General features: G+C 49.3%; 24 protein-coding genes, 1 tRNA gene and 2 pseudogenes. 13 read left to right on the top strand and 14 right to left on the bottom strand.

The features are described 5' to 3' along the window. The first annotated feature begins 128 nt into the window (after positions 1-128). Positions 129-2,342 (top strand): hypothetical protein, encoded by a 2,214-nt coding sequence (locus tag R6H26_RS13190; RefSeq protein ID WP_404790875.1) that lies wholly within the window; start codon positions 129-131, stop codon positions 2,340-2,342. Between the two features lie 215 nt (positions 2,343-2,557). On the opposite strand, the gene R6H26_RS13185 is transcribed toward R6H26_RS13190, so the two are convergent. Then, positions 2,558-2,719: a hypothetical protein gene (locus R6H26_RS13185; RefSeq protein ID WP_404790873.1), complete on the bottom strand. Its 162-nt coding sequence runs from the start codon at positions 2,717-2,719 to the stop codon at positions 2,558-2,560. A 39-nt stretch (positions 2,720-2,758) separates the two neighbouring features. Between R6H26_RS13185 and R6H26_RS13180 the strand changes: the two genes are divergently transcribed. The 3 genes from R6H26_RS13180 (at position 2,759) to R6H26_RS13170 (ending at position 4,749) form a co-directional block, all read left to right on the top strand. Next, the gene (locus R6H26_RS13180) at positions 2,759-2,989 is read left to right on the top strand and encodes a hypothetical protein (RefSeq protein WP_404790871.1); all 231 of its coding nucleotides are present in this window, start codon (positions 2,759-2,761) and stop codon (positions 2,987-2,989) included. Beyond that, on the top strand, positions 2,989-3,306 hold the full coding sequence (locus tag R6H26_RS13175; protein ID WP_404790869.1) for a type II toxin-antitoxin system PemK/MazF family toxin: 318 nt from the start codon (positions 2,989-2,991) through the stop codon (positions 3,304-3,306). Before R6H26_RS13180 ends, R6H26_RS13175 begins: the two co-directional genes overlap by 1 nt. A 75-nt stretch (positions 3,307-3,381) precedes the next feature. Next, positions 3,382-4,749, top strand: a complete 1,368-nt coding sequence (locus tag R6H26_RS13170; RefSeq protein ID WP_404783463.1) for an IS4 family transposase — start codon at positions 3,382-3,384, stop codon at positions 4,747-4,749. A gap of 335 nt (positions 4,750-5,084) precedes the next feature. On the opposite strand, the gene R6H26_RS13165 is transcribed toward R6H26_RS13170, so the two are convergent. The 4 genes from R6H26_RS13165 to R6H26_RS13150 are packed head-to-tail and all read right to left on the bottom strand — an operon-like array spanning position 5,085 to position 7,074. Further along, positions 5,085-5,582 carry a DUF3368 domain-containing protein gene (locus R6H26_RS13165; protein ID WP_404790867.1) on the bottom strand — a complete coding sequence of 166 codons (498 nt, stop codon included), beginning with the start codon at positions 5,580-5,582 and terminating at the stop codon, positions 5,085-5,087. Beyond that, positions 5,566-5,820: a UPF0175 family protein gene (locus R6H26_RS13160; protein ID WP_404790865.1), complete on the bottom strand. Its 255-nt coding sequence runs from the start codon at positions 5,818-5,820 to the stop codon at positions 5,566-5,568. Before R6H26_RS13160 ends, R6H26_RS13165 begins: the two co-directional genes overlap by 17 nt. Positions 5,821-5,876: 56 nt before the next feature. Continuing rightward, the gene (locus R6H26_RS13155; RefSeq protein WP_404790863.1) at positions 5,877-6,035 is read right to left on the bottom strand and encodes a hypothetical protein; all 159 of its coding nucleotides are present in this window, start codon (positions 6,033-6,035) and stop codon (positions 5,877-5,879) included. Next, entirely contained in the window at positions 6,022-7,074 is a 1,053-nt protein-coding gene (locus R6H26_RS13150; protein WP_404790861.1) for a YhcG family protein, read from the bottom strand. Before R6H26_RS13150 ends, R6H26_RS13155 begins: the two co-directional genes overlap by 14 nt. Positions 7,075-7,320: 246 nt before the next feature. Here R6H26_RS13150 and R6H26_RS13145 point away from each other — a divergent pair, with 246 nt between their 5' ends. Continuing rightward, positions 7,321-7,548, top strand: a complete 228-nt coding sequence (locus tag R6H26_RS13145) for an ArsR/SmtB family transcription factor (RefSeq protein ID WP_404790859.1) — start codon at positions 7,321-7,323, stop codon at positions 7,546-7,548. 22 nt (positions 7,549-7,570) lie between these two features. Here the strand turns inward: R6H26_RS13145 and hemB are convergent. Continuing rightward, positions 7,571-8,553 (bottom strand): annotated as a pseudogene (gene hemB, locus R6H26_RS13140) (porphobilinogen synthase). A 121-nt stretch (positions 8,554-8,674) separates the two neighbouring features. Here hemB and R6H26_RS13135 point away from each other — a divergent pair. Then, positions 8,675-9,073 carry a transcriptional repressor gene (locus tag R6H26_RS13135; RefSeq protein ID WP_404790857.1) on the top strand — a complete coding sequence of 133 codons (399 nt, stop codon included), beginning with the start codon at positions 8,675-8,677 and terminating at the stop codon, positions 9,071-9,073. Then, entirely contained in the window at positions 9,070-9,207 is a 138-nt protein-coding gene (locus R6H26_RS13130) for a DUF29 family protein (RefSeq protein ID WP_404790855.1), read from the top strand. Before R6H26_RS13135 ends, R6H26_RS13130 begins: the two co-directional genes overlap by 4 nt. 175 nt (positions 9,208-9,382) lie before the next feature. Here the strand turns inward: R6H26_RS13130 and R6H26_RS13125 are convergent, their stop codons facing one another. The 3 genes and pseudogenes from R6H26_RS13125 to R6H26_RS13115 form a co-directional block, all read right to left on the bottom strand. Beyond that, positions 9,383-9,508: a hypothetical protein gene (locus R6H26_RS13125; protein WP_404790853.1), complete on the bottom strand. Its 126-nt coding sequence runs from the start codon at positions 9,506-9,508 to the stop codon at positions 9,383-9,385. Positions 9,509-9,713: 205 nt separating this feature from the next. After that, positions 9,714-10,091: pseudogene (locus R6H26_RS13120) on the bottom strand (IS1 family transposase). A gap of 82 nt (positions 10,092-10,173) precedes the next feature. Beyond that, on the bottom strand, positions 10,174-10,284 hold the full coding sequence (locus R6H26_RS13115) for an IS1-like element transposase (RefSeq protein WP_404791318.1): 111 nt from the start codon (positions 10,282-10,284) through the stop codon (positions 10,174-10,176). 231 nt (positions 10,285-10,515) lie between these two features. Here R6H26_RS13115 and R6H26_RS13110 point away from each other — a divergent pair, with 231 nt between their 5' ends. Together R6H26_RS13110 and R6H26_RS13105 are read left to right on the top strand one after the other, a co-directional pair. Beyond that, the gene (locus R6H26_RS13110; RefSeq protein WP_404783134.1) at positions 10,516-10,986 is read left to right on the top strand and encodes a hypothetical protein; all 471 of its coding nucleotides are present in this window, start codon (positions 10,516-10,518) and stop codon (positions 10,984-10,986) included. Then, on the top strand, positions 10,971-11,777 hold the full coding sequence (locus R6H26_RS13105; RefSeq protein ID WP_404783135.1) for a hypothetical protein: 807 nt from the start codon (positions 10,971-10,973) through the stop codon (positions 11,775-11,777). Before R6H26_RS13110 ends, R6H26_RS13105 begins: the two co-directional genes overlap by 16 nt. A 278-nt stretch (positions 11,778-12,055) precedes the next feature. Here R6H26_RS13105 and R6H26_RS13100 read toward each other — a convergent pair whose 3' ends face one another. From R6H26_RS13100 to R6H26_RS13090, 3 genes are all read right to left on the bottom strand, one after another. Then, positions 12,056-12,940, bottom strand: a complete 885-nt coding sequence (locus R6H26_RS13100; RefSeq protein WP_404790851.1) for a hypothetical protein — start codon at positions 12,938-12,940, stop codon at positions 12,056-12,058. Between the two features lie 88 nt (positions 12,941-13,028). Then, complete coding sequence (locus R6H26_RS13095) at positions 13,029-13,349, bottom strand: DUF1816 domain-containing protein (protein ID WP_404791317.1); 321 nt, start codon at positions 13,347-13,349, stop codon at positions 13,029-13,031. Positions 13,350-13,918: 569 nt separating this feature from the next. Then, positions 13,919-13,990: transfer RNA gene (locus R6H26_RS13090), tRNA-Gly, on the bottom strand. Positions 13,991-14,040: 50 nt separating this feature from the next. Here R6H26_RS13090 and R6H26_RS13085 point away from each other — a divergent pair. The 4 genes from R6H26_RS13085 (at position 14,041) to R6H26_RS13070 (ending at position 17,101) form a co-directional block, all read left to right on the top strand. Beyond that, positions 14,041-14,475 carry a nucleoside deaminase gene (locus R6H26_RS13085; RefSeq protein ID WP_404790849.1) on the top strand — a complete coding sequence of 145 codons (435 nt, stop codon included), beginning with the start codon at positions 14,041-14,043 and terminating at the stop codon, positions 14,473-14,475. 101 nt (positions 14,476-14,576) lie between these two features. After that, complete coding sequence (folD, locus tag R6H26_RS13080; protein WP_404790847.1) at positions 14,577-15,467, top strand: bifunctional methylenetetrahydrofolate dehydrogenase/methenyltetrahydrofolate cyclohydrolase FolD; 891 nt, start codon at positions 14,577-14,579, stop codon at positions 15,465-15,467. A gap of 120 nt (positions 15,468-15,587) precedes the next feature. Then, complete coding sequence (crtE, locus tag R6H26_RS13075) at positions 15,588-16,544, top strand: geranylgeranyl diphosphate synthase CrtE (protein ID WP_404790845.1); 957 nt, start codon at positions 15,588-15,590, stop codon at positions 16,542-16,544. 86 nt (positions 16,545-16,630) lie between these two features. Then, positions 16,631-17,101, top strand: coding sequence for a divergent PAP2 family protein (locus R6H26_RS13070; protein ID WP_404791315.1), 471 nt, complete (start codon positions 16,631-16,633; stop codon positions 17,099-17,101). A 9-nt stretch (positions 17,102-17,110) separates the two neighbouring features. On the opposite strand, the gene R6H26_RS13065 is transcribed toward R6H26_RS13070, so the two are convergent. After that, positions 17,111-18,847 (bottom strand): diflavin flavoprotein, encoded by a 1,737-nt coding sequence (locus tag R6H26_RS13065; protein ID WP_404790843.1) that lies wholly within the window; start codon positions 18,845-18,847, stop codon positions 17,111-17,113. A gap of 322 nt (positions 18,848-19,169) precedes the next feature. Further along, positions 19,170-19,859, bottom strand: a complete 690-nt coding sequence (locus tag R6H26_RS13060; RefSeq protein WP_404790842.1) for a hypothetical protein — start codon at positions 19,857-19,859, stop codon at positions 19,170-19,172. Between the last annotated feature and the right edge of the window lie 123 nt (positions 19,860-19,982).

Genomic DNA, 19,982 nt, shown 5'->3' with positions numbered 1-19,982 from the left:
CGCAAGGGGTTTGACTATTTTTCGCCTTTTTTCTTGCACTTTTCAACCCCCTTGTTCGGACAGATGAACTGTAATCCCTACGTTCTATACTTTTTCAGCAAGCCCTAGTTACTCTGGCTCCACACCGAATGCAAGGTAGACATTTTTGGAAATATCTCTCTGAACCATTGAGAATAAATGCTCTTGCATTTGCATCCGAGATAGATGCGGAGTATCTGGATCAAGAGGCAATAGCTGCCTTAAAGAAGATGTTGTATGAGTCTCCAACAAGTAGAAAACGTCTTTTTTACAGACTTCGGACAACTCGATCAATAGAACATCATCCTCTTAATGCTAATTTTCTGGATTCAACACTTCGAGAAATGTCGGTTTCAGAACGAGATCTTATTTGGACAGAGTGGATCAGGGAAACATACTTTGAGGAGTTTAGTTACACAGTATCTTCTGAAAGGTTCAACAGTCTGTTGTCAATGGAAGATACATGGAAACAACACCTTGAGACAAGAACTGCATCTGATCGACTTCGTGCAAAATGGCTTCTCTGGTTCTTAACATCTACTGATCGAGAACTTCGCGATCTGGTAACCCGTGCGCTGTACTGGTTTGGCCGGGGAAATCCCACAGCACTGTTCGAGGAAACCTTAGCAGCACTTGAAATTAACGACCCTTATATCCCAGAACGAATGCTGGCAGCGAGTTATGGGGTTGCAATGGCACGACATGTGGATTTAGAAGATCAAACATTTGTTAATTCAACATTGCCCACATATGCACGAGGTATTTATGATGCAATGTTTACAGAAAATGCATCGTTCAGTACAACACACTCTTTAATGAGAGAGTATGGAAGGCGAATTGTAGAATTAGCCTCCTTTCATGACCTAAATCTTTTTTCTTCTGAAGAAATACGAAGAAGTAAACCTCCTTATCAAGATGGGGGATTGCGTGATTGGAGTAACAGTGAATCATCTGGAGAGAGTAGTTATGATTCAGATTCGCCTTTTGACATGGATTTCCAAAACTATACTCTTGGAAGATTAGTACCGGGTCGCAGAAATTATGATTTCCAGAATGAAGAATATCGCAGAATCCGCTCGCAAATCCTTTGGCGAATTGAGCAACTTGGTTGGTCTAGTGAAAACTTTAGTGATATTGACAGTTCTATCGCACATAACCATCGCTGGGGCAGAGTCGAAAGTGATGCAAAAAAGATTGATCGCTATGGGAAAAAGTATTCGTGGATTGCATTCTTTGAGATGTCGGGCCTATTGCATGATTTGGGAATAATAGACAGAGAAAATGAAAGAGATTGGGACTGGGATCTCGATATTGATCCCAGTTTTCCTGAACAATTGCCGGATATTCCTCTCATTCAAACAAACTTTCTCGGAAGTAATGACACAGGGACGAAAGAATGGATCGCTGATGGTCCATCACCTGATGTAAATCCTTATCTTCGATTAGCAAATTTGAATGGCGAAGAAGGCTCTTGGGTTATGTTAGATGGCTATATAACCCAAGAAGATAAAACCATTGGTCGTAGTCTATTTTGTTTCATTAGAAGTTTTCTAGTCTTGTCTAGTGAAGCTGATTCTTTTTGCCAGCATCTTTCAAATCAAGATTTAGGTGGACGATGGTTACCTGAAAAGCCATCGGTTGGCCATACCTTTGCAGGAGAAATTCCATGGTGTGGAACCTTTCCCGAAAATGAATTTAGTAAACTCTCTTTTGTTGAGAAAGAGGAAATTGTTGTCGTTGAGAGGGCACAGACCATATTTTTTCTGGACGGTAAGCAATTAGATTTAAGCAACACCAATATAGAAAGAATCCTCACAGGTATTAATTCGCAAACGGATGAAAATCAAAAACTTAGCATGGAGGAGATTGAGCGTATAGAAGTTCGAGAAGTGCCTATAAAAGTCGAGGAAGTGCTGGAACATTCAGTTGTCTATAGTGCAATAATTCCGGTTCGTGACTTTGAATGGGAAGGAGATCGTAGCGCTGCTAATAAAACTACTTATGCTACCACTTTATCGAAAGAGATTGTTTGTGAGTTAAAATTGATTGGCCAGCCGCAAACACTAGATTTTTTCACAAGTGAGGGGTTGAGGGCAACATATAACTTATCTTTTGGTAACGATTGTTTTAACAACAAACAACGATTGTTTTATGTGCGGGAGGAACTATTGAGAACTTTCCTTGAAGAAAATGAACTTTCACTAATTTGGGCTGTTTGGGGTGAGCGTGGATATTCGTCAGATCGAATCCATAATTTGATTCATACTCCCAACCGTTCAAACCCGACTTATCTAGTGTATAGCTATGTAAAAAGCTATGAGTGAATGAATCACATTTTAAATGAATGAAGAGTTTTACGTAATGCAACGCGATTAAGATCAATTATTGTGATAGTCTAACGAGTCAACAACAATGAGATCGCCCCACCGACAAAAAACAGTTGCGAATCTGAAGGGGAGATTTTGGTCATTCGCGATCGCCAAGCCAAGGACTGAATCTGGTGATCGCCCCAAGTCATCAGCCACATTCAGCGATCGCCCTACCTCAGCAACTGCGATCTCGCCACCAACAAAGAATAGTTGCGAATCTGAAGGGGAGAGGTTGGTTGATGGCGATCGCCAAGCCAAGGTCTGATTCTGGCGATCGCCCTATTGAGGCGGGAACGATGCGATCGTACCTGAGCCAATAGGACTTGAGACATACTGGATTTGGGATAAAATAACGATCAGGAGGAACAACCATGCCCAACATATCCCAAACCGTCCAAGACATTTATCAAAATTTTGTTGGAAATTTGTCAGTCGGCGATCGCCTGCATTTGGCTGCCCTTATTTTGAATAACCTGACCCAGCAAGAGATTTCCGCTATTGACATTAGCGATACCTGGACAGAGCAAGATCAGCACGAATTAGCGTCTTTTTCCATACAGTATGCAAACAGCCTCTTTCCTGACGAAGAGGGGATTGTTTAGTGCCCTTTAATCCTGGCGACATCGTCACAGTAGACTTTCCTGGCGTCACAGGTACCAAGCGCCGTCCTGCTGTCGTATTATCATCCAAAACCTATCATGCAGCTCGTCCCGATACGATTGTCGGACTTATCACAACTCGAACCAGCGGACTTGGCGCAACTGACTATGAACTTCAAGATTGGGCTACAGCAGGCTTACGAGTTGCCTCTACTTTTCGCAGTTTTGTTACCCTACCCCCCTCAGCCAACCTGATCTATATCGGACATTTATCGGAACTGGGTTGGAAAGGGATTTGTAGGTCAATGCCACTGAAATAAGGAGACAAAAAAATCTGCAAGGCATGATTTAGAAGCATCATAGCCTTACAGACCAAAATAATACCTCCTTATCTTATGCTGAATCGTGCCGAAATTCTCAAGCAGCAGTTCAATCAGAGTATTGGATTACCTTGGTTGAAGATATTGCCAGCGTCGCGGATTGAAGAAATTTTAGTAGAAGAAAATATTCAGTATCGAAACTGTGTGTATACGCCGATTGTGACGCTATGGGCACTCCTGTCTCAAGTTTTAGACCCGGATAAAAGCCTCAGCAATGCCGTCAAACGGATTACGGCTTGGGTGGGAGCGGCAGGCGGAGACAGCCCCTCCCCTGATACTGGAGCCTATAGTAAAGCCCGTCAACGATTGAGCGAAAGCGTCTTGCAGCGTCTGATTCCCGATACGGCGGAGTCGTTAGAACAAACGATTCCCTCGACCGAACAATGGTGTGGACTTCGGGTGCGGGTCTATGACGGTACCACAGTGCTGATGAGCGATACGCCTGCCAACCAAGCCGATTATCCTCAACACAGTAACCAAAAGCCAGGGTGTGGATTTCCCATCGCCAAGCTTGTGGTGGTCTTCTCCTTAATGACAGGTGCGGTTGTGTCGGCTTGCGTGAGCTGTTTTAAGACCAGTGAGCTGGAATTGAGTCGTCTGCTGTATGCGGACTTAGTGCCTGGGGATGTAGGGCTCGGCGACCGAGCTTATGGAACTTTTACAGATCTGGCCTTAGTCCAAGCCCAGGGCGCTGATGGGGTGTTTCGTAAGCATCATGCCCGTCATAGCGATTTTCGTCGAGGTCAGAAGCTGGGTATTGGAGACCATGCTGTTCGATGGCATAAACCTTCCAAACCTCCTCAACACATGAGTGAGGAAGACTTTAGCCAGTTGCCAAAGTTTTTAGATGTTCGCGAGGTGTCTATCCTAATCCGTCGTCCAGGTTTTCGAGACCTACGAATCATTATTGTCACGACTTTACTCGATGCCAAACGCTATAGTGCCAAGCAGTTAGGTCAACTCTACGGTCTGAGATGGCAGGCGGCTGAGGTTAATTTACGACATCTCAAAACCACCTTGGGTATGGAGATGCTCAGCGCCAAAACCCCGCAAATGGTGCGCAAAGACCTCTGGGCACATCTATTGGCCTACAATCTCTTGCGAACCGTCATGCTCCAGACAGCGCAATCCTCAGAACAAGCCCTATCTCGACTGTCGTTGCAGGGAACTCGACAGCAGTTCCTACAAACAATAGGGTTGTTGGCAATTACAACGCAAAAGATACAGCAAAATTTGTATCGAGTTCTAATGGAGGTTGTAGCAAAGGACTTGCTGCCTTTGAGAGTTTTTCGGTCTGAACCCAGAGTGCTAAAACGTAGGCCAAAGCCATTTGCGCGAATGAATAAACCTCGTGCTGTTCTCAAAGCTGCTCTAGTAAATTGATTTAGCTTATTTCAGTGGCATTGGATTTGTAGGTGCATCAAAATATCTCTTGCAGCATTGGACGATGCACCTGACACATCAGCATCCCTGTAGCATCAACGTCTAACCCAAACAGAATGAAGGGGAAGTTGCGATCTCGCCACCAACAAAGAACAGTTGCGAATCTGAAGGGGAGAGGTTGGTTGATGGCGATCGCCAAGCCCAGTACTGAATCTGGCGATAACACTATTGAGCTACAGCAAGGAAGAATATGCTTGATGCGGAAACGAGTTTTATGAGTTACAAGCATCACGAGAGTCGTTGGCAAGTCGAAATTCCGTGAATATTATAGAAATCTATTTTTGAACATCCATCGCTAAGAGTTGAGCAAGAAGGACTGGAGAAATCCTAAACCCAGCAACCTGAATTAGGTCTTCCAGTAAAGGTTTTAATTGAGATATAGCCCCAGATTGTTTGGCTTTCAGTAAAACACCCAAAACACCCGTAACATTTAGCCCTAACGATTTAGCAACTTTTCGTCCATCTCGTTCATCCAGCAAAATATAATCTGCCTGTTGTTCTAATGCTAATGCGATCGCCTCAGATTCACCTTGGTCTAGCGTCTGTCGCAAAAGCTGAACAACCGTTTGAGATTGGGTAAGGGGCTGAATCTTAATCCATCCTTCAGAGACCGCGTTGCGAAGGGCAAGGGAGCCAGGACGATCTTCATTAACCTTGAGTTCTCCCAAAACACCTGGAGGAATAATTACCTGTATAAATTGCTGTTTGATTAAGTCTAGATGCTCAATAATAGCCAGATTCAGGATTGGGGATGTGTTACTCACGATGAGCATAAATGAGATCGTCCTCTAGCTCTGGTTGTCCATAGTGCCGAGAGATTCCACGTTCGCCCAGCAAGCGACCAAAAGCGTATTTATCGAGTTGAGCGAGTTCTCGTGCCTTGCCAAAAGACAATAGGTCTTGGCTATAAAGGGCGATCGCTAGTTCTTGGAGGAGGGATTGCTCAAGCTGGCCTTCGGGTAGGCGTACACCTGAGAGAACGGAGTCAGGAATAGATAGTTGAAGACTCATAGACTTAATTGAACCTCGGCACTATGCCCTCATTGTAGTAAGGAGCAATCGCCATATCAACCCAGTAACGATACGATCGCACCAACGACACAGAACTGTTGCGAATCTGAAGGGGAGATTTTGGGCAACTGCGATCGCCAATCCAAGTGCTGAAACTGGCGATCGCTTTCCCGCGCTAAAACTGAGAAATATCGAATTTCTTCAGCAGTTCTCAACTAAATCTAGCTCTTCTTGAGAAAGTGCGATCGTTTGTAGCTCCATCTCAAGCTGTTCAATTGAAGGTAAATTCTCCTGGAGAGGCTGCGGTAGCTTGTGGGTTGAAACCCCTATGGGAGTTTGAATGTTCCGAAGCGCATACTCCGCTGTTGTACGGCTCTTCGACTTACAGAGAATAAGGCCAATTGTCGGATTATCCGTTTCGTGCCGGAGAAGATCGTCAACTACCGCAACGTAGAAATTCATCTTGCCAGAGAACTCCGGCTGAAAAGCCCCCATCTTAAGGTCAATGACGACAAAGCACCGAAGCTGAAGGTGATAGAAGAGGAGATCGATCCGATACTCTGTCCCATCGACCTCCAACGGGTACTGGCTGCCCACAAAGGAAAAGCCCATCCCCAGCTCCAGGAGAAAATCTCGGATATGCGTCACAAGACCCCGTTCTAACTCAAGTTCCTGGGCATTTTGACTAATCGTGAGGAACTCAAAATTATATGGGTCTTTGAGAAGCTGCTGGGCTAGGTCAGATTGAGGCTTTGGGAGAGCCTGCTCAAAGTTCGTGATGGCACAGCCCTGACGTTCAAAGAGACGACTCTCAATCTGGAGCACCAAAACGTTACGGCTCCAGCCATTGGCGATCGTCTGCTGGATATACCAGAGTCGTTGTTCAGGGTCTTTGATTTTGTCCAGCAGCACACAATTATGGAACCAGGGAATTTGTCCAGCAGCTTGCTGGACAATTGACTCATCAAGATACGCTTCCGCGAAGGCTCGCATATACAAAAGATTAGTTCGGGACAGTCCAGTCATATCGGGAAACTCAGACTTGAGGTCTTTGGCAAGCTGCTCAATGACTTTTGCACCCCAACCCTCTGATTTCTGTCGGGCCAGAATCTGGCGACCCATTTGCCAATACAACAACACCAGTTCGCGGTTAACGGCAAGAGCGGCCTTGATCTGAGCCGTGCGAATACGCTCTTTTAGGTCTCTGAGAAATTCATCGTAGCCTTTACCAACAATCGGGAGATTCTTTGCCACGACAACTCCTAAACCGCACACTGACAATCATTATCCTGTAAAAAATCCGTTTTTATTCCAGATGTTGGCCCATCGCGATCGCCAAGCCAAGGTCTGATTCTGGCGATCGCCCCATAGAAGCTGAGTCGGGGTCAAAGGTGCGATCGCCCCCAGCCATCCGCCACATTCAGCGATCGCCCTACCTCAGCAATTACGATCGCCCTATTGGGGCAATAATAATGCGATTTCGCCGACGACACCAATCGGTTGCGCATTCTCTCTATGCTGGTCGATCGGGAAATATGCGTGGGAGATTTGGCGATCGCCTTAGATATGAACGAATCTGCTGTATCCCATCAGTTAAGAACCCTCTGCGCTATTCGTTTGGTAAGTTTTCGCAAGCAAGGACGGCATGTGTTCTACCGTCTGCAAGATCATCATGTTCTGACCTTTTACCAGGCAATCTTTGAACATTTAGATGAAACGACCGCCTAAAAGGAAAACCTGGACTGAATCCTCAAAGCAAACTTTTGCGCAGCAGTCGCGCAGCTTCTTTGGCAAAATAGGTCAAAATCAGGTCTGCCCCAGACCGCTTTAGACTGGTAAGCGTTTCTAGCATAACGGCATTCTCGTCAATCCAGCCCCGTTGACCAGCAGCCTTAATCTGGCGTATTCCCCACTCACGTTATAGGCTGCGATGGGCAAATGAGTCACAGATCGAATGCGGCAAATGATATCCATATAGGCTAAGGCAGGTTTGACCATCACAATGTCAGCCCCTTCCGCAATATCCAAACTCACTTCTTTGAGCGCTTCCAGGGCATTAGCCGGATCCATCTGATAGGTTTTCTTATCGCCAAACCGGGGTGCAGACTCTAGCGCATCGCGAAAAGGGCCGTAGTAAGCCGAAGCATATTTTGCGGAATAGGCCAGAATGCTCACATCCCAATGGCCTGATTCATCCAGTACCTTGCGAATCGCTCCCACGCGACCATCCATCATGTCAGAGGGGGCAACCCAATCTGCACCCGATTCGGCCTGAATTAGCGCCATTCTTGCCAATATTTCGACCGTAGGATCATTCAGGATGCGACCTTGCTCGTCCACTAAACCGTCATGGCCTAAGCTGCTGTAAGGGTCTAGGGCAACATCAGTAATGACCACTAAGCCAGGGAATCGTTGCTTAATGGCTCTCACTGTCTGCGGAATCAATCCTTCTGGATTCAGGCTTTCTGTGGCTTGGGGATCTTTCTGGTGGTCTGGAATTAGCGGGAATAAGGCGATCGCCCCAATTCCCACAGCCTGGGCATCTTCAATTTCCCTTAGCAGCTCATCCAGGGAGTAACGGTAACAACCCGGCATCGAAGACACTTCTACCCTTTGCCGTTCTCCTTCCATCACAAAGAGTGGATAAATGAGGTCATGCACTGTAAGCACGGTTTCGCAAACCATGCGGCGAACAGGCTCAGACTGACGGAGGCGGCGAGGTCGTAACGTCATGCAATATATCCCTGAATAACGTTGGCAAAGATAAAGCTAATGAATTAAAATGATAATCATTATCCTAATCGTTTTAAAGTGGCTCAATCAAGCCTAAGATTGATTCAGTGAGTGAACATTCATGTCTGCTTTAAGCCCTTTGACCCCTCATCAAGCCACTATTTTCAATCTGCTGAAAACCCTTGAGTCTGAAGTGTCGGCTCAGACGCTTTACGCCGAGCTGCGACAGCAAAAATATCGCCTCGGTTTAGCTACGGTGTACCGTGCTTTAAAACACCTTCAGCTTCAAGGGGTGGTGCAGGCTAGATCGTTGCCCAATGGGGAAGCGGTCTACAGTCTGGTGTCCGAAGAGAAACACTATGCGACCTGTGTGAAGTGTGGAACCTCGGTTCCCTTAGCGCACTGTCCGATTGACGAACAGGTGTTGCCCCAGGCGATCGCCCCTCGGTTCAAGATTTTCTATCACACCTTGGAATTTTTTGGATTGTGTTCTCCTTGTCTGGAACAGGAGACCTTTTGAAGCAGAAGAGCGTATTAGAACAGGCTTATGCGATCGCCCGTAAAAATGCTACCAGTGAGACGGGTTTACCGCTAATCGTTTTTCCTGAGATTTGCCCTTTCTCCATTGAGCCAGTGCTAGCGGAAGAGTTTTGAACTTATAGATTTTTCTTCAGACTCCGTGCCCCAAAACAATTGACAGCACGATGCCCAATCCGAATGACCCAAGGTTGAGCATTAGGATATCTCTCAAGCAGTCGATTAGTTGCAGGTATGACGTTTTCATTAATTTCAAAATCTCCAGTTTCGATGTCGTTCACGAAGTATTGCGTTAGCAAATCGTCACAATTTTGCCATTATTGCCTGCTTCGACTTGATACCGAATGCCGGATTCATAGAGTTCTTGCCCCTGTCGGGCTAATTCTTCTTTGCTGTAACGGCATTGTCGAACTGCCATCGGCTTGACCTCGTTTCAACTGTGCCCCTCTATGTTAGTCTTAGCGATCGCTGAGGGGATGGAGAGGATTAAACCAGAAGGTGTTGGGGTTCCTGCGTCAACCTACCCTACAGGGACTGTCTGCTTCAACTGGGTTATTAGACCGTGTTAACTTTGCGGAGTTCGACAAGACCACTGGTCATGTTCTAGATCTGTTGGATTAGAATTAAATCTCACAACCAAACTCAAAGCGATGCATGAATAATCCAATCACAACATCATGCATTACAACTGATTTGGAAAAACAAATGGTTTTGCGAGCTAATCGCTTAATCCGAGTGCAGAAGGTTCAATGTTTGCGCTCAATCCTTTGAGTATTGCGCTTACCTACCGTATGCTCGGCAGGGTTTAGCAAACGTTCGTAGGCTCCCCAGTCATCCGTATAAAACTGAGTAATACCAAAGGGTTCTAATAAGCCTTTGAGCCTCGCAAACGCCTTATCTTGATGAGTGTCCAGGACATAGGCCAAGACTTCTGCTGAGTGATGGTCAATGGCGTGCCATAACCATCGTTGTTGTGCTTTATCTGCGACAAAGCTCCACATTTCATCGGCTTCTGCTTCTATGTCCTCCCATTGACAGAGGTTCGCGATGGTTTGATGGGGTTCCAGCTCAGACAGTCGGGCTTCATTGACTGCCTTTAGGTCTGGCCCTTTTTTTAAACTCCTCAATCACTGTGGATGGACTAATCTTAAGCACGCGCGCTGTATCCCGTATGCCACTGCCGTTAAGAGCCATCTCGACGATCTGTTGTTTGACTTCAGGCAAGCGACCTTGGTAAGAGTAGTTCAAGATGAAAAGAGTAGTTCAAGATGAAGGTGTTGCGCTGACAATCTGGGTTCAGGCATCTATAGCGAGACTTTCCTTCGGCGGACTTTCCCTGTCTGAACACATGAATACTTCTGGTTCCAAACAAGTTTGTGTGAAAGGAGATAGGATCATAGAAAGAGTTGTCGGAGGTCAGAGACCATGCCCCCAAGAAAGACGCGAGGCAAAGCCGGAGATAAAACAATCTGCCTGCCGATTAAAGAGGGTACGAACTACAGTGAGCTGGTCGAAGACCGAGAAGCCTATCGAGCATACCTCAACGCAGAAATTGCCCAGCACCCAGAATTGTTTCCAGAAGGCATAGAGCAAGGGTATCGGTTCCATGGACTGGTGGAGTCATCCCGGCAAGGAATAAAGACCCGACGCATCTACCTTCCCAGCCATCACGAAGCCTATCAAATTCGTCCAGACTTCGTGATGCCTTACATGAGTGAGCGCGCAGAGATCGCAGCCAAAGCATTATATTTGCGCAAACACGGACTGTCCTATGATGGCATCGCCTATGTGCTCGGTAAAACCGAGATGCATTGGTATCAGTTGTGCCGCTCCCTAGGACGGGTCTCGATCGTCGGAGCAACGGTGAAGGACGCGGCGGTGTGCCCCCCCATCTAAGCGCAGACGAGAAGCATACACGGTACCGAGGGGAGAAAGCCTATCTGGCTGTCACTGCCGCCAAAGGCTGTATTTTCGGCAGTGAGTTGTGCAAAAGTGCCGGACACGAGGCGCTTAAGGCGGGTTATGGTGTCTTTCAGGCGGAGGTCGCCCATCATCTGCCCGACTATAGGCCTCAAACCGTCACGCTCGATGGCTGGGATGCGACCCGGAGTGCTTGGCAGAGTCTATTTCCTGGGATTGTCTGGATTCTGTGCTTTTTGCATGAAGTCATCAAGGTGCGAGACTTGTGTCGTTCCCAAGCTGCCCTCTGGCAGAGTCTGCGCGAAAAACTGTGGCATGTGTATCATGGCGCGAACAAGGGGAAATTTGCCCAACGGCTGAGACGATTGCTCGAATGGGCTAAAAAGCAACCCCTGCGAGACTCGATTCACCAAAGGCTCAAGCGGCTCAAGGACAAGTCTGCCCTATTTCAGAGAGCCTATGATTTTCCAGGAGCGAGCCGAACGAGTAATGCGGTTGACCGCCCGATGAACTATCTTGACCGTTGCCTGTTTTCGATGCAATATTTCCATGGAACTTGGCCTGCCGCAGTCCAGACAGGTAGAGCAATAGCTTTATTATGGAACTTTCATCCCTTTTGTCGTAAAACACAGCAGCAAACAGGATGTCTTTGTCCCTTTGAGCAACTCAATGGCTTTCGATATCACGATGATTGGCTTCGCAATTTCTTAATTGCTGCGTCCCTTAACGGCAGACGCTCTCTGCCTCAATCTCTTCACACAAAATAGTGGGGAACTAGGAATACTTTGGCAAGTTGGACAGAGCAGAGGTGCTACTACCATTGGGATCGATGACCTCAGATTTTCTGACTATTATCTTCCAATTCCACAGATTTAGAACATGACCCAGTTTTCATTATGAATGGGGACTGCAACTGCATCAATATACCCAACCTTACCAAACAGATTGTTGTTGGCACATTAAGTTTGGCACGATGGCAGGTATTGGATGCTGTAGGCTGCTGGGTCTTAAAAAAGACGTTTTATCAAACCTCTTGAAGAACGCGCTACGACAGAATCAAGGGATCCTCTCGCACCAGATGCGCGGCGATCGCGCCGATCAGTTCCGCACAAAGCGTGACCAACCTGTACGTGCAAACCGCTCCCAATAAGATTGCTGGCGACAAGTAGGGATCTAACACATGTAAAGCAGAGGCCTCAAAAACCCCTAGGCCACCGGGCGCCGGAATCACCAAGCTAAGCAACCAGGCAAACCCAAAACCGCTCATCAAGGGTTTATAAATTTCCCAGTCGATCGGCGTGAAGGCAAATACGACAAAGAGAAACGTAATACTGCGCAATCCCATAAACCAGAGCGTTCCCATCAAAATCGAGAGGGGATATTCAGAAAGAGTCGTGCCAAAGGTTTTTTTGCCGCGCAGCCCTCTCCATCCCTTCCAAAGTTTGTCAAACACGAGCGGGTGAACCACAATTAAAATTCCGGTAAGCGCGAGGATGAGCGGCACGGAAGTGGCTCGATACCAAAGTGCCAGTCCTAAGGCCCCAGCTATGACGAACAAAGGTTCCAACATGACGCTGAGGGTTGCGAGTTCTAACCCAATCCCCCGATTCTGAGCCGCTACTACTCGACCGTACAAATGCCAAATACTCCCCGGCGCGTACTTCGCTGGCGCGTTCTTCAAGAACGTTACCATTGCCCATCGCTTGGGCACGGGATTTTGAAGGAGCGCTAAGATCCAGCCCCAAAGAATGGCCGACCAAAGCTGAGTCCCGATTGCAACGGCGATCGCGATGCTCAGGAAAATGCCAGCTTGAGGCTGGAACTGCAAAGCTCGTACTTCAGGCCAGTAGTCGTTAAGCGTCTTTGCAATAAAAATGCCTGTCGCACCTAAAATGCCCCAGCGCATAAAATCTTGCAAAAATCGCTTCATATTTGTAACCCCTGTGGTCGATCGGGCCTAATTTTGAGGAGCTGGGTCGCAATACACCACTTAATACAAATGTCTTCCAACCCTTCGCTTAAGACCCGAGCGAATCTGGAAGAACCCCGTCCTGGAAGAACCTTAAATCGTCGAGCGTTAAGGCATCGGCATCGATGGTTAGGTGATGAGGGTTGGATAACTTGACGGTGGAGTAAAGGACCCATGCATCTTCGCTTTCTAGATCTTGGAAGAACCCTGATTGAGAGGATTCGGCTTCGGATCGAGTTTCAAAGGGGCCAAAAAAGTAGATACAGATGGGATTAATGGTTCTCATTTCAAGCCACCATCGTAATTCCGAATTTTCGGTCTTATGGCGATGGTGAGGGATTGTAGCTGGTGTAGATAAAGTCACATTCATCATTCCTATCTAGATTGGGTTGCTTCGACGCAGCCGCAAGACGTTCCCCCTTCCGTGGCATCGAAACAAAGAGCCGCCAGAGAACTCATGCGCTAAGCGCTATCGTTCTCGGTTGGCTCATGCTTCAACCTAAGAGATTAAAATGTGGATCTTGTGAAGATATCCAACTATTCTTTAATTCGGAGTCGCTCGTTTCCAGTCGCGAAATGCAAGGGGCGATCGCCGGGATGGGGGTCAAGATATTGTTCGTATCGCGGCCAGTGTCGCATCCCTACTTTTCTCTTACCAATCGCAGATGTCAAACAGAATCCTCGGGCTATATACATAGTATTAGCGGCGGAAGGGTATCTCCGAACCTTGCTCGTCAAACCAACCTCAAGCGATTGAAACCAAAGGAGGGAGAATCTATGGAAACTTGGAAACTATGGTCGATCGTTTTCCTGTCTCTTGTAGGATTTTGGGCACTTGTAAATTGGTTGACCTGAGCAGAGAGCGAGAGGCTATTGTGGAGCAGGGCGAGGCGACGCCTTCTGCGCTTGCCTTAGATTCGGGACAGCCACAATCGAAAAAGCGGGTAATCGGACTCGAACCGACGACATTCAGCTTGGGAAGCTGACGTTCTACCACTGAACTATACCCGCAATACATCCTCTAAGATAGCATTCAACAGGCCCATCAAGAGGAAGCAGTCATGGATGAATTTATGCAAGCGGCGATCGCCGAGGCCCGCTTGGGACTCCAAGAAGGCGGCATCCCGATCGGGTCGGTGCTGGTCAAAGACGGTCAAATCGTAGGGCGAGGTCACAATCGTCGAGTGCAGCAAAATAACCCGATTCTGCACGCTGAAATCGACTGCCTTCAAAACGCGGGTCGGATCGGACGCTATCAGGGCACCGTTCTCTATTCAACCCTCATGCCCTGCCACCTCTGCGCCGGAGCCGCGGTGCAGTTTGGCATCAAAACCGTCATCGCCGGAGAATCCAAAACCTTTCCCGGCACCCAAGACTTTATGGAAAGTCAAGGCATTCGGGTCGTAGACCTCGATCTAGCCGAATGCAAGCAGCTCATGCGCGATTTCATCGAAAAAAATCCGCTGCTTTGGAACGAAGATATTGGCGAGCTGTAACTCGAGCCGTTGGCCGTAGGGTTAGGACGATCTGTCCCAGGGCACCCACACGCCGATAAAATTAAAAGGCACACGACAACGCGCACAGCAAAGGGATCTTAATGGCCGTTCAATCCTCAATTTTGCTCGATGGCAAACAACTCGCGCAGCAGATGCAAGGTGCCCTAGCGCAAAAGATCCGACACCTTCTGCCCCAAGTCGGACGCCCTCCCGGTCTGGCCGTTTTAATGGTAGGCGATAACCCAGCCAGCGCGGCCTACGTTAGAAACAAAGAGCGCGCCTGCGAACGGGTTGGCATGGTCTCCTTCGGGCATCACTTTCCCGCAGATGTCTCTCAAGCGGAACTCGCGGCAGTCATCCGCCAGCTCAACCAAGACGATCGCGTGGACGGCATCTTGGTGCAATTACCCCTACCCAAACATCTAGATGCCGAAGCGCTGCTCTACGAAATTCTGCCGGACAAAGATGTCGATGGACTCCATCCCGCAAACCTAGGCCGTTTAGTGCGCAAAGAGCCGGGGCTGAAAAGCTGTACCCCTGCTGGCGTCATGCAATTACTGGCGAGCTACGGCCTCGATCCGCAAGGAAAACACGCGGTCGTCGTTGGCCGCAGCATTTTAGTGGGCAAGCCCCTCGCGCTCATGCTGCTCGACGCCAATGCGACGGTTACGATGGCCCACTCTAAAACCCCAGACCTCAAAGCAACCGCGCTGAATGCGGACATTCTAGTGGCGGCAGTGGGCCAGCCCCAGATCATCACTGCCGATATGGTCAAACCCGGCGCGATCGTCATTGATGTGGGGATTAACCGGATTTTGGATAGCATGGGTAAAGCTCACTTGGTCGGGGATGTAGACTTCGAGCGCGTCAAGTCCGTTGCCAGCCACATTACGCCTGTTCCTGGCGGCGTAGGAGCTATGACCGTCGCCATGCTGCTGGAGAACGCGACGTGGAGCTACTGTCAGAGGTGCAAAGCATCATACAATGAATGATGGCAATGAATGATGGAACTCCCATCAAACTGTAAGAGTGGCCTAGGCAAGGCCGTAGGCTCGATACTTCGTTCGGTCGCGATTCACGTTGCTCAGGATTAATCAGGAAGGATTTTCGCCATGATTTCCGCAGACAAAACTTCTGCTGCCGCTAGTTTATCCAGCCTGTCAGAAGCCCAAAAAGGTGCGAGTCCCTTTGACTTGAGGGACTATTTGAATCAGCGGCAGGAGCTGGTAGAGTCTGCCTTGGATGCCTCGATCGAAGTGGTTTATCCTGAAAAAATTTACGAAGCGATGCGATACTCGCTGCTCGCAGGAGGCAAGCGCTTGAGACCGATCCTCTGCCTTGCCACCTGCGAGCTAGCGGGCGGAACGCTAGAAATGGCCGTACCGACTGCCTGCGCCCTAGAAATGATTCACACGATGTCGCTGATCCACGACGATTTGCCCGCCATGGATAACGATGACTATCGGCGCGGCAAGCTTACCAACCATAAAGTCTTTGGCGAAGATATCGCGATTTTGGCAGGGGATGGGCTGCTCGCCTATGCGTTTGAATACCTCGCCATCCATACCAGAAACGTCGCCCCCGATCGGCTGCTGAAGGTGGTGGCTCGCCTCGGGAATGCGGTGGCTGCAACCGGATTGGTGGGCGGTCAAGTGGTGGATCTCGATTCTGAAGGCGCGTCTGACATTTCACTAGCCACCCTCAACTTCATCCACACCCACAAAACTGGAGCGCTGTTGGAAGCCTCCGTGGTCTCTGGTGCGGAATTGGCGAGCGCCGATAGCGATACCCTCGAAAAGCTGACGCAGTATGCCCGCAACATCGGCCTCGCGTTCCAAATCGTGGACGACGTATTAGACATTACGGCAACCTGCGAAGAACTCGGGAAGACGGCTGGTAAAGACCTTCAAGCCCAAAAGGCAACCTATCCCAGCCTGTGGGGCATAGAGGAGTCTAAGCGGCAGGCACAGCAGTTGGTCCAAGGCGCTAAGGCCGCACTAGCAACCTTTGGCGATAGAGCATTGCCATTAATTGCGATCGCCGATTACATCACCGAGCGCAAGTCCTAACGCTAGCCCTACCTATGATCCACCCCAGTGCCGATGTGCTCCACGCGACCGCGCTATCTATCTTTGGGAAGTTAGGACTTGCTCCGATGCAGGACTTTGGCAATATTCTTCACAATCGCGTATTGCTCGTGGCGATCGCCTCGACCGTTGCCGCTCAAGCTTTAAAGCTGCCGCTCGAGTACATCAAAAACCGCAAAATCAACTTCCGCGTTTTGGTGGGGACTGGCGGAATGCCCAGCTCTCACTCGGCGTTGGTGACCGCTCTGGCGGCTGGGGTCGGGCAGGTTGAGGGGTGGGACGGCATCGAATTTGCGATCGCCACCATTTTTGCCGTCATTGTCATGTATGATGCGGCAGGGGTTCGGCAGGCAGCGGGCAAACAGGCGCGAATTTTAAACCAAATCATCGACGAAGTGTTTCAAGAACACCCCGTTTTCAACGAAAACCGCCTCAAAGAGCTCCTGGGACACACGCCCATCCAGGTTATCGCGGGTTCGATGTTAGGCATCATCATGGCTTGGTTCTTCGGGCCATCGGGAATGCTGCTCGCGCGCTAGTTTTCGATCTTAATAATAATTGCCTACCTTACGATGGTGCACTGCCGTCAATCCCTCTGGGTTAGATACGCGCCCAGCCGTCACTTGGCTGTAGACCAACCAGTGGTCGCTGCATTCCATCCGGCTGACCACCTCGCACTCCATATAGGCCAACGCATCGGTCAAGATCGGGCTGCCGTTGAGGGCGGTTTGGGTCTTCACCCCCGCAAAGCGATCTGCCCCAGGCAAGAACCGCTTGAGAAAGTGTTTCATCAAACCCAGGTGTTTGCCTTCTTCGAGGGTATTGAGGACAAAGCGATCGCCCACCTGCATCAAAGACTCGATCGCGCGATCCTTGGCCACCGCCACCGTAAATCCCAACGGTTCGAAGCTAGCCTGGGACACCCAAGAGGCTAGCATTGCCCCGGTCACGTCGCCCTTTTTGGCTGTAATGATATAAAGCCCGCCGGAAAGCCGACCTAATGCTTTTTGCAAGTCGCTGTCGATCGACTTTTGCGCCTTAATTTTGCGATCGCGAATGAGGAACTGGCCCAAGTCCGTTCCAGCCTCTTCGCAAAGTTGGTAGGTCAAATCCGTCGGTGCGGCCTTGATGCGGATGGGTTCGAACCCTAACGTAAGTCCCAGATCGCGGAATTGATTGACCAGCGGATCGATCGGTTCGTCATCCCCGCCATAGGCTTCAAATAATCCGATGGTTTGCTTGGCCTTCACTGCTGCCAGCAACGTCCCTAACGCTGCCTTGGCCGCTGTCCCCACCGTGCCGGAACTGGGAGGAGCGCACAATACCAAACCCTGAACGCGACTGGCCAGTTCTCCTATTTCCTGGGGTTCGGCGGACTTGAGGTCCATCATCTCAACGGCCACTTCGGTTTTTGTGATGCCCCTCGAGATGGCTTGGGAAAGGCGATCGCTATAGCCGTAATCGGAGACGTAAAAGACCGCCACCGTCGCTTCCGCTTTAGCCTTAGCCTGGCTCCACTCTCGATAGTTTTGGGTCAGGACTTTGACGTGATGGGATAACAGCGGACCGTGCCCCGTTGCAATCAGCTCGACCGCAGGTAGCTCGTCCATGCGCTTCATGGCCGAGAGCACGGAGCGGGCGTTGGGAGCCATCAAACACTCGTAATAAAACCGAAAGTCCGGGGCGATCGCGTCAAGGTCGGTATCGAAGGTATCCTCAGAGCAGTAATGCAGCCCGAAGGCATCGCAGGTAAAGAGGATGCTCGTCTTGGCATCGTAGGTGAAAATCGTATCGGGCCAGTGCAGGTTCGGGGCCATCACGAACTCTAGGAGGTGGCCGTTGCCGAGATCGAGCTTATCGGCATTTTTAACGATGATTTTTTCGAAAGGCTGGTGCACCAAGTCTTCTAAGAACTGGAGGGCGACCTTCGACCCCACGACCGTCACCTGGGGAGCTAGCTTTAGAATATCTGCCACCAGACCGCTGTGGTCTGGTTCGGTGTGGCTGACGATCAAATAGTCCAAAGATGCCGGATCGACGACTTTGTGGAGGGCATCTAAGTAAAGCTGGCGAAATTTTTCATGGGAGGTATCCACCAAGGCGGTCTTTTCCCCGCGAACGACAAACGAGTTGTAGGTCGTCCCGTTTTGGAGGCCAAACTCAATGTCAAAGCGATCGCGATCCCAATCCAGCGATCGAATGACCGTCGTGTCTGCTGCAATGTGCGAGGTTTGCGTCGTCAGCCGTTTGATAGCTCGATCGGTCTGCGCTGCTGTCGTTACCATTAAAACCCTCCATTGCCTGCACTGCTCTCATGGTAATTCAGTTTCAAACCCTAGCCCATTTGAATTGCCGATTGAGCGCCCTGAAATTTTAAAAGATCGTGGCTGGATCGTTGCTTCAAGAAAGAAAATCCGGTGTTGCATTGCTGCATTTACCTTCCCCTAGCTCTTGAGCCAGACTCGGGAATTAGGGGAGGGGTGGTTTAAGGCTATTCCCAAAATAAAAACGACCAAACATGCTGTAGGGGCGCAAGGCCTTGCGCCCCTGCGAGTTGGTATTTTTTTCTAGAAATCGCTTAAGTTTTGTCAGCCAACCGTTTGCGGGTTAGTATCGATCTCTTCTCACCACCAGATCTGAATCTAAGGTCAAGGTCAAAGGTTCGTCGGGTTCCACTACGATCACCTCAGTCCTTCTGCGGCCTCCGATGAGATACCCCGCTAGCGCGCCAGCACCAGCGCCAGCTAAGGTTTTAAAGATGCCCGGTCTGGTCACGATGCTAGAAATAACAGCGGATGCCGCACCGCCCACTAAAGCGCCCTGCCAAATCGGGTCGGTGTTGGTGCCCCGTTGAATCCTGCGGCGTTCGTTGACGATGTTCGTACTGCCGTCGATATTCTGCTCGGTGCCGTCTCGAAAAATGATGCGTCGCGCCACGAATTGGGTGCCATCTTCAGCGGGTCTGAATTCACCTTCGATTCTGGTCCCCCTGGGAATCAGAACTGTTCCAGCCTGCGATCGAACTGCCTCGCTAGTCTCTAGCGTGACCCGAGCCGTCTCATCGGGCGTGACGATGATTCTTTTACCATCTGGCTCTACCACATCAAAGGAAGTCCCTTCTAGAACCCGTCCCGACGTATTCTGCGAAATGCGATAGCGTTGCGTGCTGGTATTTTGTTGTGCAAAAATTCCAGCAGCAGCAGGACGCTCGAACCCAATGAGAGGAACGACTGTTCCAGTTCCTAGGCTCAAGGCCGTCAGAATCGCAACGCCCGAATGCCATTGCCGTTTCAGCATAATTGTATTTCTCCTTTGCAGCTCAGTGAACTCCGGTTGCACAGCGCTGCTGACGATGGGCAAACCGCTCGTAATTAATCCTAGACTTTGTCATTAAGTCCGTGCTTGTACCAAAAGCATGAC

Source organism: Altericista sp. CCNU0014 (genome assembly GCF_044923475.1).
In the GTDB taxonomy this organism is placed as follows: Bacteria; Cyanobacteriota; Cyanobacteriia; order Thermosynechococcales; family Thermosynechococcaceae; genus JAAURS01.
Note: the sequence above shows the minus strand (reverse complement) of the source record. Positions and strands in the feature narration are given on the sequence as shown.

What these genes read in the sequence shown, in the direction of transcription:
- R6H26_RS13190 (WP_404790875.1), top strand. Translation starts at nt 129, where the DNA reads ATGCAAGGTAGACATTTTTGGAAATATCTCTCTGAACCATTGAGAATA.
- R6H26_RS13135 (WP_404790857.1), top strand. Translation starts at nt 8,675, where the DNA reads ATGTCTGCTTTAAGCCCTTTGACCCCTCATCAAGCCACTATTTTCAAT.
- R6H26_RS13085 (WP_404790849.1), top strand. Translation starts at nt 14,041, where the DNA reads ATGGATGAATTTATGCAAGCGGCGATCGCCGAGGCCCGCTTGGGACTC.
- R6H26_RS13065 (WP_404790843.1), bottom strand. Translation starts at nt 18,847, where the DNA reads ATGGTAACGACAGCAGCGCAGACCGATCGAGCTATCAAACGGCTGACG.
- R6H26_RS13160 (WP_404790865.1), bottom strand. Translation starts at nt 5,820, where the DNA reads ATGAGTCTTCAACTATCTATTCCTGACTCCGTTCTCTCAGGTGTACGC.
- R6H26_RS13165 (WP_404790867.1), bottom strand. Translation starts at nt 5,582, where the DNA reads ATGCTCATCGTGAGTAACACATCCCCAATCCTGAATCTGGCTATTATT.
- R6H26_RS13095 (WP_404791317.1), bottom strand. Translation starts at nt 13,349, where the DNA reads ATGAATGTGACTTTATCTACACCAGCTACAATCCCTCACCATCGCCAT.
- R6H26_RS13180 (WP_404790871.1), top strand. Translation starts at nt 2,759, where the DNA reads ATGCCCAACATATCCCAAACCGTCCAAGACATTTATCAAAATTTTGTT.
- folD (WP_404790847.1), top strand. Translation starts at nt 14,577, where the DNA reads ATGGCCGTTCAATCCTCAATTTTGCTCGATGGCAAACAACTCGCGCAG.
- crtE (WP_404790845.1), top strand. Translation starts at nt 15,588, where the DNA reads ATGATTTCCGCAGACAAAACTTCTGCTGCCGCTAGTTTATCCAGCCTG.
- R6H26_RS13115 (WP_404791318.1), bottom strand. Translation starts at nt 10,284, where the DNA reads ATGGCTCTTAACGGCAGTGGCATACGGGATACAGCGCGCGTGCTTAAG.
- R6H26_RS13070 (WP_404791315.1), top strand. Translation starts at nt 16,631, where the DNA reads ATGCAGGACTTTGGCAATATTCTTCACAATCGCGTATTGCTCGTGGCG.
- R6H26_RS13125 (WP_404790853.1), bottom strand. Translation starts at nt 9,508, where the DNA reads ATGGCAGTTCGACAATGCCGTTACAGCAAAGAAGAATTAGCCCGACAG.
- R6H26_RS13110 (WP_404783134.1), top strand. Translation starts at nt 10,516, where the DNA reads ATGCCCCCAAGAAAGACGCGAGGCAAAGCCGGAGATAAAACAATCTGC.
- R6H26_RS13060 (WP_404790842.1), bottom strand. Translation starts at nt 19,859, where the DNA reads ATGCTGAAACGGCAATGGCATTCGGGCGTTGCGATTCTGACGGCCTTG.
- R6H26_RS13170 (WP_404783463.1), top strand. Translation starts at nt 3,382, where the DNA reads ATGCTGAATCGTGCCGAAATTCTCAAGCAGCAGTTCAATCAGAGTATT.
- R6H26_RS13185 (WP_404790873.1), bottom strand. Translation starts at nt 2,719, where the DNA reads ATGTCTCAAGTCCTATTGGCTCAGGTACGATCGCATCGTTCCCGCCTC.
- R6H26_RS13100 (WP_404790851.1), bottom strand. Translation starts at nt 12,940, where the DNA reads ATGAAGCGATTTTTGCAAGATTTTATGCGCTGGGGCATTTTAGGTGCG.